This window comes from Lichenicoccus sp. (assembly GCF_965277665.1).
Lineage (GTDB): Bacteria > Pseudomonadota > Alphaproteobacteria > Acetobacterales > Acetobacteraceae > Lichenicoccus.
Map to the genome: position 1 here is coordinate 3,610,001 of NZ_OZ255835.1, position 13,584 is coordinate 3,623,584.

Sequence of the window (13,584 nt, forward strand, 5' to 3'; positions counted from 1 at the left end):
TCGGAAGTGCGAATGCTGACATGAGTAGCGACAAACAGTGCGAGAAACACTGTCGCCGAAAGTCCAAGGGTTCCTGCGCAAGGTTAATCCGCGCAGGGTGAGCCGGCTCCTAAGGCGAGGGCGAAAGCCGTAGTCGATGGGAATGAGGTGAATATTCCTCAGCCTGCCAGAAGTGACGAATGCGAGATGTTGTCGGGTCTTATCGGATTGATCCGGCTTTTTGAGCATTCCGGGAAATAGCTCTGGCATACAGACCGTACCCTAAACCGACACAGGTGGACTGGTAGAGCATACCAAGGCGCTTGAGAGAACGATGCTGAAGGAACTAGGCAAATTGCTCGCGTAACTTCGGGATAAGCGAGACCACCGTGTGGGCAACCATGCGGTGGTGGCACAGACCAGGGGGTAGCGACTGTTTAGTAAAAACACAGGGCTCTGCGAAGTCGAAAGACGACGTATAGGGTCTGACGCCTGCCCGGTGCCGGAAGGTTAAGAGGAGGTGTGCAAGCACTGAATTGAAGCCCCGGTAAACGGCGGCCGTAACTATAACGGTCCTAAGGTAGCGAAATTCCTTGTCGGGTAAGTTCCGACCTGCACGAATGGCGTAACGACTTCCCCGCTGTCTCCAGCATCGGCTCAGCGAAATTGAATTCCCCGTGAAGATGCGGGGTACCCGCGGTCAGACGGAAAGACCCTATGAACCTTTACTGCAGCTTTGCAGTGGCATCAGGAAAATGCTGTGTAGGATAGGTGGGAGGCTATGAAGCCGGGGCGCTAGCTCAGGTGGAGCCATCCTTGAAATACCACCCTGAATTTTTCTGATGTCTAACCGCGTCCGGTCAGCCCGGACCGGGACCCTGCATGGTGGGCAGTTTGACTGGGGCGGTCGCCTCCCAAAGTGTAACGGAGGCGCGCGATGGTGGGCTCAGGCCGGTCGGACATCGGCTGCTGAGTGCAATGGCATAAGCCCGCCTGACTGCGAGAGCGACAGCTCGAGCAGAGACGAAAGTCGGCCATAGTGATCCGGTGGTCCCGCGTGGAAGGGCCATCGCTCAACGGATAAAAGGTACTCTAGGGATAACAGGCTGATCTCCCCCAAGAGTCCACATCGACGGGGAGGTTTGGCACCTCGATGTCGGCTCATCACATCCTGGGGCTGGAGCAGGTCCCAAGGGTTCGGCTGTTCGCCGATTAAAGTGGTACGTGAGCTGGGTTTAGAACGTCGTGAGACAGTTCGGTCCCTATCTGCCGTGGGTGTTGGAGACTTGAGAGGATTTGTCCCTAGTACGAGAGGACCGGGATGAACGCACCTCTGGTGCACCGGTTGTCGCGCCAGCGGCACCGCCGGGTAGCTACGTGCGGACAAGATAATCGCTGAAAGCATCTAAGCGAGAAACTTACCTCAAAACCAGGTCTCCCAGAGGGCCGTGATAGACCATCACGTCGATAGGCCAGATGTATACGTGCAGCAATGCACTCAGCTAACTGGTCCTAATCGCCCAATAGGCTCAAAACACAAATACACCACCACACGCACAGCAGTCATCCACATCACACAACACCGCGCACCAACCCACTCACTCGCCCGAACCTCCCCCAAAGGTTGGCTCGGACGACCTGGTGGCCATGGCGGGGAATGATCCACCCGATCCCATCCCGAACTCGGCCGTGAAAACCCCCAGCGCCCATGATACTGCATCTCAAGATGCGGGAAAGTCGGTCGCCGCCAGGTCTTCCGAACCAACCTATTACACACACATCGAGGCCGCATACTCACAGCAGCCTCACCACCGCGGGGTGGAGCAGCCCGGTAGCTCGTCAGGCTCATAACCTGAAGGTCACAGGTTCAAATCCTGTCCCCGCAACCACCAATCGTTGACTCCCCGTGCCACAAGGCGCGGGGAGTTTTTCGTTGGGCCGCGCGCCGCCGATGCCAGGGCCAGGATCGTCGCAAGCGCACCCCGCAGCAACGGCCAGTTTTTGAACCACCTTGGAAATAGTCGTAGATCAACCGGTCTGCATTGCCGTCAAGGAACCCCATGCATGTTGCCATCATAGCGGCTACTGCGGCTCTCAGCGGCTTGCTGTTCGGTTACGACACCGGCGTGATTTCCGGGGCGTTGCTGTTTCTCGGCAAAGCCTTCCAACTGTCCCACCTGATGCTGGGCGTCGTGACGAGCGCAGCACTCGCCGGCGCAGCAGGGGGCGCCGCCTGCGCTGGCCTGCTCGCCGACCGGTTCGGACGTCGCCCGGTCCTGCAGCTCACCGCGGCGGTCTTTGTCGGAGGCGCGCTCGTGTCGGCAGTGGCGGTCGATCTTGCCATGCTGCTTGCAGGCCGCCTGCTGGTGGGTATCGGCATCGGGGGCGCCTCCATGCTGACCCCGCTCTACCTTGCAGAAATCGCCTCCGCCCGCGAACGTCGCGCGCTGGTCTCCTTCAACCAGCTCGCCGTGACGCTGGGCATCCTGATTTCCTAACTGGCCGGATACGCCTTTGCCACCACGGGCTCCTGGCGTTGGATGCTGGGGCTTGGCGGCGTGCCAGGCGTCGTCTTTTTCATCGGCATGCTGCTTCTCCCGGAGACACCGCGCTGGCTGGCAGGTCCTGGGCACGCCGATCGCGCTCAGGCGGCACTTGCCCGCCTGCGCGGACGCCATGTCGATATCAGGGCCGAACTTGCCTTGCTCCGGCCTGATCTCAAGCCTGAAGTGTGTGCGATGCCGGAAAGCCGGCTTACCCACAAGGCCGCGATGCTGCCTCTGATCGTCGGCGTCGGTCTTGCGATCTTCCAACAGGTGACCGGGATCAACACGGTCATCTACTTTGCTCCGGTCATCTTCCAGGCCGCCGGACTCTCGTCCGCGTCGGCAGCGATCCTCGCGACCGCCGGCATAGGCGTGGTCAACGTCGTCATGACCATGGTGGCGATCTGGCTGGTCGACCGGGTTGGACGGCGCGTTCTGCCTGCTGACCGGGCTCGTTGGCATGGCGGTGAGCCTCTGCCTTCTCGGCCTGGGGTTCCTGCTCGGCAGCGGTGTGGCGCTCGGGTGGCTGATCGCCATCAGCCTGGCCGTCGACGCCTTGTGGCTGCCGGGTGGCGCTGCCGCCGTCAAACCGGACACGAGGCATATCGCGGCTGGTCCGGATGAACCCAATCGGTGAGCGCATGCGCAAGAGGGCAGGCGTGCCTCTCCGACACGAGTGTGTTCCATCAGGCAGCGTCAGGCAGCGTCTCCGACAGCCTGCCGCCCAGGCGCACCGGCGCCACCCGCATGGCATGGCCGGTGCGGTCATCGGTCTCCACGAACAGGCCGCAAAGGGTCGCGTCGCCCTCGGCCGGGCCGAGCCGCTCGGTCGGCATCTTGCGCACGAAGCGTGCTACCGCCGGCACCTTCGCCATGCCGATCACGCTGTCATAGTCGCCGCACATGCCGGCATCGCTCTGGAAGGCGGTGCCCCCCTTCAGGATGCGATGGTCGGCGGTCGGCGTGTGGGTGTGGGTGCCGACGACCAGCGACACGCGCCCGTCGAAATGATGCCCGAATGCCATCTTCTCGCTGGTTGCCTCGGCATGGATGTCGACCACGATGGCACCGACCGTGACCCCGAGGCGGTGCCGCGACAGCAGTTCGCCCACCGCCCGGAACGGATCGTCGAGTGCATCCATGAACAGCCGGCCCATCGCGTTGATCACCATTGCCCGGCGGCCATCCGCGAGCGTCACCAGCACGCTGCCGGCGCCGGGCGTGCCGGGCGGGAAGTTGATCGGCCGGATGATGCGCGGCGCCTGGCTGATATGGCCGATTAGTTCCTTGCGGTCCCACGCATGGTTGCCCAGCGTGATGACATCGGTGCCGGCGGCGAACAGGCTGTCGGCCATGGCGGGTGCCAGGCCGAAGCCATGGCTCGCGTTCTCGGCGTTCACGATCGCCAGGTCGATGCGCAGCCGCTCGCGGAGTGCGGCCAGCCGCGCCTCCACCAGGTCACGTCCCGCGCGCCCCACCACGTCGCCGAGAAACAGGATACGCACGGCGTCTCACCCCTCCGGTTGTCGGTGCAGCCGAACCGGACCCTGCTCGGTCACGATCATCGGCAGCCTGATGTCGAAGGCGCCGTGCGGCACCGCTTCGACCTGCTGGCTGGACAGCGCAAACCCGATGGCACGCGCCTGCGGCAGGCCGACCAGGGTGCGATCGTAATAGCCGCCGCCATAGCCGAGCCGCCAGCCCTGGCGGTCGAAGGCCAGCATCGGCACGAACACGATCTCCGGCACATCGGATGCGGGCCCCGCAGGATGCGCGGTGCCATGCGGCCCGGCCTCCATCGCGCAACCGGGCGACCAGGGGCGGAACCGCAGCGCCGAGCCGCGTGGCGTCGTCTCTGGCAGCAGCACCGCACAGCCGCGCTCATGCAGTCTGTGCCAGAGCGGTCGCAGGTCGGGCTCGTCCGGCAGCGGCCAGACGCCGCCGATACGCGCGCCGGGCGGCATGGCCACATGGGCGAGCAGCGCCCGGGACAGCCGGGCGTCTGCGGCAGGATCGGTTGTCCGGCTGCGCAATAGCTGAATGCGGAGCGCCCGCTTCTGCGAGTCCAGGGGCATCATTGCGGGCAGGTGCGGAGCCGCCTCGGCCGTTGGACTGTCAGCCTCCCAGAACCCGCAAGTGCAGGTGGGCGCCGGGTAACATGGCCAAGAGCCATGACAGAGCCAGCTCCCGTGGAAGTGCTTATCGGCCCGGGGGTTGAATTGCCTGACGCACCAGGCAGCCCCGCCCCATCAAGCTAGTCATGCTCGAGCGCCGCTGCAATGGCTTCCGCGCGTTCGGCGAGGTTGGCCAGTTGGCGTTCTCGCCAGTCCGCCTGCGCACGCACCGCCTCCGCCTCCTCGATCAGGGCGGCGGTGCCGGCCGGCATGCGGTCGGCCGCCATGTCGTGCAGCTCGTCGGCCATCAGCAGGGCCACCAGGGCGAGCAGCCGCGCCTCGCCGCTCTGTCCGCCGATCGCCTTGATGCGCTCGACCCTGCGGTCCACCTGCGACGCCATCTGCTGCAGATGCTGCTCCTGGCCATCCTCGCAGCCGACGGCATACGCGTAGCCATTGATCCTGATCGTGACCTGCGCCATCGCCGCCTCCAGCCCTGCTCTTGCCGCCCGTTAGAGCAAGATCGGCTCTGACAGAGCCGATTAACTTGCTCTATCCTATTGTAATAGAGACTGATTCACGTCTTAGGCTGATAAAGCCTGAGACGATCAGGCTCTAGAGCGCCCCGCCTTGATGCGTCGGGTCGCCGGCAGGATGCTCCTTCGCGCCGGATTCACCCAAGACGTCGCGCAGCCGCACGATCAAGGCGTCCAGGTTAGCGACCAGCACCGGCAGATCGACGGAGGGGACCGCATTGGCCTCGCGCAGCGCCGATCCTGCCCGTTCGGCGTCCAGGCGGGCCTGCCCCGCGGCGGCCTCGACGTCGCGCAGGGCCCGGGCCCCGGTCGCCTCGACCTCGGCAGCCATCGCCTCGCGACGTTCGACGGCAACGGCGATGCGGCCCAACGCCGCCGCCAGCCGCTCGGCCGGATCCTGTTCCGGACGCTCGCCGGGCCCACCCTGCGGCACTCGATCCCCACCCTGCGGCACTCGATCCTGGTACTGCGACAATGCGAACATCCTCCGAAGCACCGATGTCGTTGCACAGATCGCGTGCAACACTTTGAACGTCAAGCAGCAAGGCAGGCAGGCATGAACCAGGCAGCCTCCGGCGGTGCCACACGCACCCCAGGGCGCGCGCCAGAGCGTGCGGTCGTGATCCACGGACGCGATCACGCCTTGTTCGCGCTGCAGGCCGCCGCACCCGCTCCCCGGCTGCTGCTGCTGTCGGCCGAGAGTGCCGCCTGTTTCATGGGGCCGCTCTGGTGGGCGGCGTTGATGCACAGCCTCGAAGGCGAGATCCTGGCCGCCGAGGCAAGCAGCATGCTCGATTGCGGCGCCTCGGCCGGCCGCAGCATGGAGGCGCTGCGGATCGGGCTGCGACGGCTGGTGCTGGCGCCGGATTGCCCGCAATTCGAGGCCGTCCGGCTGCGCGGCGAGGCGCTCGGCGCCGAACTGGTCGCCGAGCGGCCCGCCTGTCTCGATCTGGGCAGCCTCGATGCTCGGTACGACCGGGCCGGCCTGTTGCGGGACTGGCTCTGCAGGAGCGCCGCGCCGCCGTGACACAAGGCACGGTTTCGTCTAGCTCTCCTCGCTTGAATCGTTCGGCCGGACACTGAAGCATGGCGCCCGTTCAACAGGCCGCACCGGATGGCTGCAGGCTCTACCTGGTCACCCCGCCGGCACTGGACCCCGCGGTGTTTCGTGACCGGCTGGCCGAGGCGCTCGATGCCGGCGACGTCGCCGCGGTGCAGCTTCGCCTCAAGGACGTCCCGGACGCGGCGGTGGTCCGCGCCATCGAGGTGCTGCGTCCGGTGGTGCAGGATCGCGGCGTCGGCTTCATCCTCAACGACCGGCCCGACCTCGCGCACCAGCATGGCTGTGACGGCGCGCATGTCGGTGCCGACGACATGCCGGCTGCCCGGGCGCGCACGCTGCTCGGCGACCTGCAGCTCGGCGTCTCCTGCTACGACAGCCGCGACGCCGCCATGCTGGCGGGCGAGAATGGCGCCGACTACGTGGCGTTCGGGGCGTTCTTCGCCAGCGGCACCAAGCGGACCGACATCCGGGCCGAGCCAGACCTGCTGGAATGGTGGTCGGAGGTGATGCAGCTGCCGGTGGTGGCGATCGGTGGCATCACGCCGGCGAACTGCGCCGGCCTGGTGCAAGCCGGCGCCGACTTTCTCGCCGTGGTCGGCGCGGTGTGGGACCATCCCGGCGGACCGGCCGCCGGGGTGCGCGCGATGAACCAGGCGATCGCTGCGGCCTGACGCGATCCGGGGACCCGATCAGGAGCCCCGGGGATCAGGAGCTGTGGGGATCAGTGGCGGGCGCCGACCCCGGTAGTGTAGTCGCCCGGCACGTAGGTCAGAGGCGCGCCGGCCGCAATCGACGCGCCGGCACTGGACGCGAGCTGGATGTCTGGCGTCAGCAGCGACTGCGTCACGTAGAGCACGCCATTGGATTGCGGCACGTTCGACAGCCAGATCCGGTTGATGTGGCCACGCGCGTCGCCCAGCAGCAGCTGGCCGGTCGCGGGCTCGATGGAGAGGGTCAGCACGTCGCGTCCGTTCAGCGTCCGCAAGGCAACGGGACCGTGCTGGTGCGCGATCATCGTCCGCAGCCGCTGCTCGGAATACGCGCCGGGCACAATCGTGTAGGCCAGCAGCCGCTGCAGGAACGGCGCATCGGTGGGCGCCAGCAACTGGCCGCCGGCCGCCTGCTGCTGCTGCTCAAGCGGCGTATTGGGCGGCGCGAACACGGTGAAGGGACCGTTCCGCTGCAGGACAGTGAGCAGGCCGGTCCGGTAGAGGCAGAGCGCATAGTCGGTCAGCTCGAGCGAGCCGACGATGCTCTCGTCGACCGTGCGGTCGGTATAGACCGGCACATCGGCGAACACGATGTCATCGGAGCTGCCGATGATCGGCAGCGGGTCCTGCCGCGCCCCGCTCTCGCAGGCCGCCAGCCCGGCCAGCATGCCAGCCACCACGAGCGCCCGCCCTGCCAACGCCTTCACACGTCTCATGCTGCCCCTCTTGTTCCGGCCATCAGGCCCATCCGTCCCCTGGCGTTCATACAGGATGCGCAACCAAGGCGCGACCGCTTCGGATGAGCGCGATCAGCAGCCGTCACCGCGCAGCGCCCAGGACGAGACGCGGTCGTTGGTGACCTCGAAGGTCGTGGCGCAGACCGAGTTGTAGTAGGTCGGCGGGAAGCCGCCGAAACCGCCATAGCCACCGTAGCCGCCGAACCCGCCATAGCCGAAGCCGCCGCCGCCGCCCCAGCCATAGCCGCCCCACCCCCAGCCCCAGCCGGGACCGATCCCCGGGCTGTAGCTCGATTCGTTGTCGATATAGGCGAGGAAGCTGTGGCCGTCTGCGGTGTAGGTCCGGGTCGGCACGCCGAAGGCGCGGACGAGATCGACCTGCGAGTGGCCGATCATGGAATCGAGCAGGCGGCGCTGGGCCGGGGAGGGCGTCTCGCAGGCCGCAAGCGCAAGCAGGGGGACCGCGAAGGCGGCGAGCGAGACAAGATTTCGAGCGGACATGGTTGCAGGCCCTTCTTCGAGGAGGGAACGACAGACCGGGCGTGAACGCTCTGCCACGCCATCCGGATGGCCTGCGAGTTTGTGCGTTACAAAAAAATCAGCGGGCGCCTCCCAGCCACAGGATGTCGTTGATCCGCGCGGCCCCGGTCGCGAGCATCACCAGCCGGTCGAAGCCGAGCGCGATGCCGGAGCAGGGCGGCATCTGCTGCAGGGCTGCCAGCAGCGCCTCGTCCATCGGCCACTCTCCCACGGTCCAGCCCGGTACAGGGGGCGGCAGTGCGGCGCGACGCGCGCGGTCATGCAGGAACCGTGCACGCTGTTCGGCCGGGTCGGTCAGCTCGTCGAAGGCGTTGGCGAGTTCCAGGCCGCAGGCATACAGCTCGAAGCGCAGCGCGACGCGTGGATCGTCCGGGTCGCGCCGGGCGAGGGCGGCCTGCGCCGCCGGCCAATGCGTCAGGAAGGTCGGCCGCTGCCGCCCGATCTGTGGCTCGACATGGCTCAGCAGCAGCCGGAAGAACAAATCCTCCCAGGTCTCGCCCCGTCCTTCCCGATCACGCAGCCCTTCGCCATCACGCAGACGCACGCCGGCCTGCCGGGCCAGCGCCGGCGCGTCCTCCTGTGTCGCCAGCAGGTCGGCGCCGGTGTGGCGGGCGAACGCCTCCTGCAGCGTCAGCCGCTCGAACGGCGCATCGATGCGGCAGCGCGCGCCGTCCCGCTCGACCATCGGCGGCAGCAAGGCCCGCAGCAGGGCTTCGGTCTCGTCCATCAGGCCGGCCAGCCCAGCGCCGGGTCGATACCATTCGAGCATGGTGAACTCGGCGGCATGCAGCGGACCCGCCTCGCCATTGCGCCAGACCCTTGCCAGCTGGAACACCGGTTGCGCGGTCGCCGCCACCAGGCGCTTCATCGCGAATTCCGGGCTGGTGTGCAGGAACAGGCGCTCGCTTGTGCCGTCGGGCGCCAGGCACTTGGTGGCGAACGGGTGCAGGTGCACCTCCTCGCCCGGCGTGCGCACCGCGAACGGCGTCTCGACCTCGAGATAGCCGCGCGCCTCGAAGAAGCCGCGGACGCCGCGGACCAGCATCGCGCGCCGGCGCAGCAGCGGCAGCCGGTCGGCGACCGAGGCCTGCGGGACGGGTGCTGGCGGTTGCGGCGACATGGGCACGGCAGTACAGCCCAGCCACGCGCAGCGGCAAGTGGGCCACGCGCAGCGGCAAGTGGGCCATGCGCAGCAGCAAGCGGGACATGCACAGCAGCAAGCCGGCTACCTCCATTGCGGGCGTCGAGGCCCTGATCGCGTCGGGTCTCGCGGCTGCATCGCAGCGCGCTGCCCTCGATGCGGTCGCCGCCCGCTATGCCACCCTGATCCCGCCTGCCTTTGGCGCGCTGATCGATCGGCCGGACGATCCGATCGGGCTGCAGGTGGTCCCGCACCCCGACGAGTTGCGAACCGCTCCGCATGAGCAGGCCGATCCCATCGGCGACGAGGCGTTCTCCCCGGTCCCGGGGATCGTCCGCCGCTATGCCGACCGCGCGCTGCTCAAGCCGCTGCTGGTCTGCCCGCTCTATTGCCGGTTCTGCTTCCGCCGCGAGCATGTCGGGCCGGGCGGCGGCGTGCTGGGCGAGGCGGCGCTGCAGCGCGCGCTGGATTGGCTGGCCGGCAGTCCTGCGATCAGCGAGGTGATCCTGACCGGCGGCGACCCGCTGATGCTGTCGCCGCGCCGCCTTGCCCGGATCGTGCGGGCTCTCGGCGGCATGTCGCACATCACCACGATACGCATTCACAGCCGGGTTCCGGCGGCCGACCCCGAACGCGTCACCGAGGCGCTGGCCGACGCGATGCAGACCGACCTTGCGATGTGGCTGGTGCTGCACGCCAACCACGCCAGCGAGTTCACGCCGGCGGCCGCCAGCGCGATCCGCCGGCTGCAGGCCCGTGCGATCCCGGTGCTCGGACAGTCGGTGCTGCTTCGCGGCGTGAACGACGACGAGGCGGCGCTGGAGGCGCTGCTGCGCGCCATGGTGCGGCTACGGATCAAGCCATACTACCTGCACCAGCTCGACGCCGCCCCCGGCACCAGCCGCTTCCATGTGCCGATCGAGGAGGGGCAGCGCCTGCTCGCCGGCCTGCGCGGCCGCGTCACCGGCCTCGCCTGGCCGACCTATGTGCTCGACATTCCGGGCGGCCACGGCAAGGTTCCGATCGGCCCGGACTATGTCGATGCGTCCGCAGGCCTGGTGCGCGATCCCTCCGGCAGGTCCCATCAGCTTGCCCGGGACCGTCCGAGGGGATAGACACCCGCGCTCCGTCAGCACCGCCAGCCGGCCCTTCCGCACAGCAGAGATCCAGGACCATGAAGCAGCAGGCCAACCTCATTCGCGCCGGACAGGTCATCGAGCATGATGGCCGGCGCTGGACCGTGCTGAAGCAGCAGATCATCAGCCCGGGCAAGGGCGGCGCCTTCATCCAGGTCGACATGCGCGACCTCAAGACCGGCAACAAGACCAACGAGCGCTGGCGCACCGCCGACACCGTCGAGCGGCTGATGACCGAGGAGAAGGAGTACACGTACTCCTACCTCGACGGCACCAACCTGGTGCTGATGGACCCCGAGACCTTCGAGCAGGCCTTGATTCCGGCCGACATCCTGGGCGAGCAGCTGCCGTTCCTGCAGGACAACATGACCGTGATCGTCGATCTCGTCGAAGACGATCCGGTGGCGATCCACCTGCCGGCGACGGTGGTCCTGGAGATCGTCGAGGCCGACCCGGTCACCAAGGGCCAGACCGCGACCTCCTCGTACAAGCCGGCCCGCCTGTCGAACGGCGTCAAGACGATGGTGCCGCCGTTCATCGAGACCGGGGAGCGCATCGTGGTGCGCACCGACGACAGCACCTACGTCGAACGCGCCAAGGGCTAGTTGGATGTCGCCGCGCCTCTCGCCGCAGATCACCGTCATGCAGAACGCGGCCCAGAAGGCGAGCAAGCGGCTGCTGCGCGACTTCAACGAGGTCGAGCAGCTCCAGGTCAGCATCAAGGGACCGTCGGATTTCGTCTCCCAGGCCGACCTGCGGGCGGAGGCGACGATCCGCGAGGAGCTGGCCCGCGCGCGCCCCGGCTTCGCCTTCCTGATGGAGGAGAGCGGCGCGTCCGGCTCCGAGAACTGGGCCTGGCGCTGGGTGGTCGATCCGCTCGACGGCACCACCAACTTCCTGCACGGCATGCCGCACTGGGCGATCAGCATCGCGCTGCAGAAGCGGCTGCCGGACGGCGGCGCCGAGGTCGCGGCGGCGGTGGTGTACAACCCGGCCGCGAACGAGATGTTCTGGGCCGAGAAAGGTGCGGGTGCCTACCTCAACGAGCGCCGGCTGCGGGTGTCGGCGCGGCGCGACATCGCGGAGGCGGTGTTCTCCACCGGCATCCCGTTCGCGGCGATCCCGGCCCAGCGCCGGCTGCCGTTCGCCCGCACCCTGGGTGTGCTGATGCCCCAGGTTGCCGGCATCCGGCGCTTCGGGGCCGCGGCACTCGATCTCGCCTGGGTCGCGGCCGGGCGCTTCGATGGCTACTGGGAGTTGGGCGTGAAGCCCTGGGACGTTGCCGCCGGACTGCTGCTGGTGCGCGAGGCCGGCGGCTATGCGACCGACCCGTACGGCCAGGAGCAGAACGCGATGGACATGGAGTGCAACGTCGTCGCCGCGAACACCGGCCTGCACGAGAAGCTGCGCGAGGCGGTGGCGCACGGCCTGGACGGCTAGCAGGCCGCCGACGCGGCTCGCTACGAGATGGTTGGGACACGGTAGCCTTACGCCTCAGCCTGGGAGCGGCGGATGGCTTTGGGCGACCAAGACGTGCCTGGACACCTTGCGATGTCCATCGGCGGCGAGAGCATTCCGTTCACGATGCAGGTCGAGGTCAGCCACGAAGCGCCGGCAGCGGATGCCCTCCGGCCCGACGAGCCGGGCATGGTCCGCATTCCGATCACCCTCAACGTGATGATCCCCTCGCATCTGCTCGCGGCGACCCGAACCGCCGCCGGCGCATCAGGAACGGGAGCGCCATCCGCCGCGGCGGACCCCGGAGCCGACGGGCGGCATAGGCGGGGTCGGTTTCCAGGTTCAGCCGGCTCCGCGACCAGCGCCAGCAGCTTCCGCACGATGCTCGCACCAGCCGCGAACGAAGGCGGCGCGGCCTTCCGCGACATGCTCAAGGCGACACGAAGCGGGCAGCGCCAAAGCGCCCCGACGCTGCCGGTCGTGGAGCCGATCGACAGCACGGATGTCGAGCTGCCCCGGATCGTCGCCAGGAGCTCGTCGACAGGCGCGGCACAGGTCAAGCCGGCAGCGGCTTTGGAAGTGGGGCGAGACGAGGCGGTGCCTCCCGCGTCTGGCGCCACCCGCGCCAGTGCAATCATGGTCGCAGGCGATCCGGAAGGCGTGCACCCGGCAGCCGCGAGCGGCGGGCTCGGCTCCGAATCCGTCAGCCCGATCGGACAGGCCGGCCAGTTCGCGCATGGCTTCGGCCAAGGCCTGCGGGACGGCGCCCCCGACACGGTCGAGGGGTTCGGCAGCCTGGCCACCGGGGCTTACGCCCTGGCGACGAGCGCCGATGCGAGACAACAGTCCTGGAGCGCCGCCGTCGAGGATACACAGTCGGTCGGTCATTTCGTGCGGACGGCGCTGACCGACCCGAAGCAGGCAGTTGGTCGGGTCGTCGAGGCAACGAGCAGCGCCGGGAACAAAGTCTCGGCGGCCTATCGGCAGGCGGAGGCGCGAGGCAATGGCACCGAGTTTCTCGGCATGCTTGCCGGTCAGGGCTCTGTGCTGGCGATGGGCGCGATGATCCCGGGCGGCGCCGAAGCGGAAGTCGCCGAGGCCGTCGGCGATGTCGGGCGTGCGACTGAGATCGCGAAGGTTGCGAGTGCTTCCGCCTCCGAAGGAAGCAGCACCCTTGGCACGACCACTGAGGCAGCGGGCGCGGTATCCGATGTGGAAGCTGGCGAGAGTGAGGTCGTGGGAGGTGCCTCAAACCCGACGACCGTCGAGGCCCACAAGGACGGTTTGCGAGCTGCGATGACGAAACCAGCGACTTCTGATCCGGATCTCAAAGCGATCATGGACGACCTCTACCGAGACAGAGCTACCATAGGCAGTGGCAGCACCGCAGCGGCCGTCAGGCATGAATTGGCCACAGGTGAGCGTGTCAAAGGAGCCTTTCACTCGGTCAAGGCCGTCAACACCATTCGAACCCTGAACAGGTGGCTGCGCAACAACCCGACTGCTTCGCCTGGTGATCGAGCCGCGGCCGAAAATGTGATCATCACACGCAAAACGCGCTAAAGGGCGAGTAATGGATCAGTACGTAGTCTCGTTTGTAAATCGGCTATTAACATTATCTCCT

Annotated in this window: 13 protein-coding genes, 1 tRNA gene, 2 rRNA genes, 1 other RNA gene and 1 pseudogene (1 of these 18 running past the window's edge); 10 read left to right on the forward strand and 8 right to left on the reverse strand. The window is 67.4% G+C overall.

The annotated features are described in order from the left end of the window. From ACQY4O_RS16855 to ACQY4O_RS16870, 4 genes and pseudogenes are all read left to right on the forward strand, one after another. A 23S ribosomal RNA gene (locus ACQY4O_RS16855) occupies window positions 1–1,516 on the forward strand (it extends 1,225 nt beyond the left edge of the window). A 100-nt stretch (window positions 1,517–1,616) separates the two neighbouring features. After that, a 5S ribosomal RNA gene (rrf, locus tag ACQY4O_RS16860) occupies window positions 1,617–1,732 on the forward strand. A 59-nt stretch (window positions 1,733–1,791) separates the two neighbouring features. After that, window positions 1,792–1,868, forward strand: a tRNA-Met gene (locus tag ACQY4O_RS16865). A gap of 171 nt (window positions 1,869–2,039) precedes the next feature. Continuing rightward, window positions 2,040–3,149 (forward strand): annotated as a pseudogene (locus tag ACQY4O_RS16870) (sugar porter family MFS transporter). Window positions 3,150–3,211: 62 nt separating this feature from the next. Here the strand turns inward: ACQY4O_RS16870 and ACQY4O_RS16875 are convergent. The 5 genes from ACQY4O_RS16875 to ACQY4O_RS16895 form a co-directional block, all read right to left on the reverse strand. After that, complete coding sequence (locus ACQY4O_RS16875; RefSeq protein WP_428377492.1) at window positions 3,212–4,030, reverse strand: TIGR00282 family metallophosphoesterase; 819 nt, start codon at window positions 4,028–4,030, stop codon at window positions 3,212–3,214. A gap of 6 nt (window positions 4,031–4,036) precedes the next feature. Beyond that, window positions 4,037–4,603 carry a 5-formyltetrahydrofolate cyclo-ligase gene (locus tag ACQY4O_RS16880; protein ID WP_428377493.1) on the reverse strand — a complete coding sequence of 189 codons (567 nt, stop codon included), beginning with the start codon at window positions 4,601–4,603 and terminating at the stop codon, window positions 4,037–4,039. Between the two features lie 10 nt (window positions 4,604–4,613). Next, window positions 4,614–4,770: non-coding RNA, 6S RNA (ssrS, locus tag ACQY4O_RS16885), on the reverse strand. Window positions 4,771–4,779: 9 nt separating this feature from the next. Then, the gene (locus ACQY4O_RS16890; RefSeq protein WP_428377494.1) at window positions 4,780–5,121 is read right to left on the reverse strand and encodes a cell division protein ZapA; all 342 of its coding nucleotides are present in this window, start codon (window positions 5,119–5,121) and stop codon (window positions 4,780–4,782) included. A 133-nt stretch (window positions 5,122–5,254) separates the two neighbouring features. Then, a complete protein-coding gene (locus ACQY4O_RS16895) occupies window positions 5,255–5,713 on the reverse strand; it encodes a hypothetical protein (protein ID WP_428377495.1) in 459 nt (152 codons plus the stop codon). A gap of 18 nt (window positions 5,714–5,731) precedes the next feature. On the opposite strand from ACQY4O_RS16895, the gene ACQY4O_RS16900 reads away from it, so the two are divergent. Together ACQY4O_RS16900 and thiE are read left to right on the forward strand one after the other, a co-directional pair. Then, complete coding sequence (locus ACQY4O_RS16900; RefSeq protein WP_428377496.1) at window positions 5,732–6,202, forward strand: hypothetical protein; 471 nt, start codon at window positions 5,732–5,734, stop codon at window positions 6,200–6,202. A gap of 59 nt (window positions 6,203–6,261) precedes the next feature. Then, window positions 6,262–6,909, forward strand: coding sequence for a thiamine phosphate synthase (thiE, locus tag ACQY4O_RS16905; protein WP_428377497.1), 648 nt, complete (start codon window positions 6,262–6,264; stop codon window positions 6,907–6,909). Between the two features lie 50 nt (window positions 6,910–6,959). On the opposite strand, the gene ACQY4O_RS16910 is transcribed toward thiE, so the two are convergent. The 3 genes from ACQY4O_RS16910 to epmA all read right to left on the reverse strand — a co-directional run bounded on the left by ACQY4O_RS16910 (window position 6,960) and on the right by epmA (window position 9,345). Next, a complete protein-coding gene (locus tag ACQY4O_RS16910; protein ID WP_428377498.1) occupies window positions 6,960–7,664 on the reverse strand; it encodes a fasciclin domain-containing protein in 705 nt (234 codons plus the stop codon). A gap of 93 nt (window positions 7,665–7,757) precedes the next feature. Next, entirely contained in the window at window positions 7,758–8,186 is a 429-nt protein-coding gene (locus ACQY4O_RS16915; protein WP_428377499.1) for a hypothetical protein, read from the reverse strand. 97 nt (window positions 8,187–8,283) lie between these two features. Continuing rightward, the gene (epmA, locus tag ACQY4O_RS16920) at window positions 8,284–9,345 is read right to left on the reverse strand and encodes an EF-P lysine aminoacylase EpmA (protein ID WP_428377500.1); all 1,062 of its coding nucleotides are present in this window, start codon (window positions 9,343–9,345) and stop codon (window positions 8,284–8,286) included. Window positions 9,346–9,431: 86 nt separating this feature from the next. Here epmA and ACQY4O_RS16925 point away from each other — a divergent pair, with 86 nt between their 5' ends. The 4 genes from ACQY4O_RS16925 (at window position 9,432) to ACQY4O_RS16940 (ending at window position 13,523) form a co-directional block, all read left to right on the forward strand. Further along, window positions 9,432–10,481, forward strand: coding sequence for a lysine-2,3-aminomutase-like protein (locus ACQY4O_RS16925; RefSeq protein ID WP_428378232.1), 1,050 nt, complete (start codon window positions 9,432–9,434; stop codon window positions 10,479–10,481). Window positions 10,482–10,540: 59 nt separating this feature from the next. Then, window positions 10,541–11,107: an elongation factor P gene (gene efp / locus ACQY4O_RS16930; protein ID WP_428377501.1), complete on the forward strand. Its 567-nt coding sequence runs from the start codon at window positions 10,541–10,543 to the stop codon at window positions 11,105–11,107. 4 nt (window positions 11,108–11,111) lie between these two features. Then, entirely contained in the window at window positions 11,112–11,942 is an 831-nt protein-coding gene (locus ACQY4O_RS16935) for an inositol monophosphatase family protein (RefSeq protein WP_428377502.1), read from the forward strand. A gap of 111 nt (window positions 11,943–12,053) precedes the next feature. Further along, window positions 12,054–13,523, forward strand: coding sequence for a hypothetical protein (locus ACQY4O_RS16940; RefSeq protein WP_428377503.1), 1,470 nt, complete (start codon window positions 12,054–12,056; stop codon window positions 13,521–13,523). Window positions 13,524–13,584 lie beyond the last annotated feature (61 nt).

Excerpts from the sequence above, each read along its gene's own strand:
- ACQY4O_RS16925 (WP_428378232.1), top strand. The coding sequence starts at position 9,432 with ATGCACAGCAGCAAGCCGGCTACCTCCATTGCGGGCGTCGAGGCCCTG.
- ACQY4O_RS16910 (WP_428377498.1), bottom strand. The coding sequence starts at position 7,664 with ATGAGACGTGTGAAGGCGTTGGCAGGGCGGGCGCTCGTGGTGGCTGGC.
- ACQY4O_RS16890 (WP_428377494.1), bottom strand. The coding sequence starts at position 5,121 with ATGGCGCAGGTCACGATCAGGATCAATGGCTACGCGTATGCCGTCGGC.
- ACQY4O_RS16940 (WP_428377503.1), top strand. The coding sequence starts at position 12,054 with ATGTCCATCGGCGGCGAGAGCATTCCGTTCACGATGCAGGTCGAGGTC.
- thiE (WP_428377497.1), top strand. The coding sequence starts at position 6,262 with ATGGCGCCCGTTCAACAGGCCGCACCGGATGGCTGCAGGCTCTACCTG.
- epmA (WP_428377500.1), bottom strand. The coding sequence starts at position 9,345 with ATGTCGCCGCAACCGCCAGCACCCGTCCCGCAGGCCTCGGTCGCCGAC.
- ACQY4O_RS16915 (WP_428377499.1), bottom strand. The coding sequence starts at position 8,186 with ATGTCCGCTCGAAATCTTGTCTCGCTCGCCGCCTTCGCGGTCCCCCTG.
- efp (WP_428377501.1), top strand. The coding sequence starts at position 10,541 with ATGAAGCAGCAGGCCAACCTCATTCGCGCCGGACAGGTCATCGAGCAT.
- ACQY4O_RS16935 (WP_428377502.1), top strand. The coding sequence starts at position 11,112 with ATGTCGCCGCGCCTCTCGCCGCAGATCACCGTCATGCAGAACGCGGCC.
- ACQY4O_RS16900 (WP_428377496.1), top strand. The coding sequence starts at position 5,732 with ATGAACCAGGCAGCCTCCGGCGGTGCCACACGCACCCCAGGGCGCGCG.
- ACQY4O_RS16880 (WP_428377493.1), bottom strand. The coding sequence starts at position 4,603 with ATGATGCCCCTGGACTCGCAGAAGCGGGCGCTCCGCATTCAGCTATTG.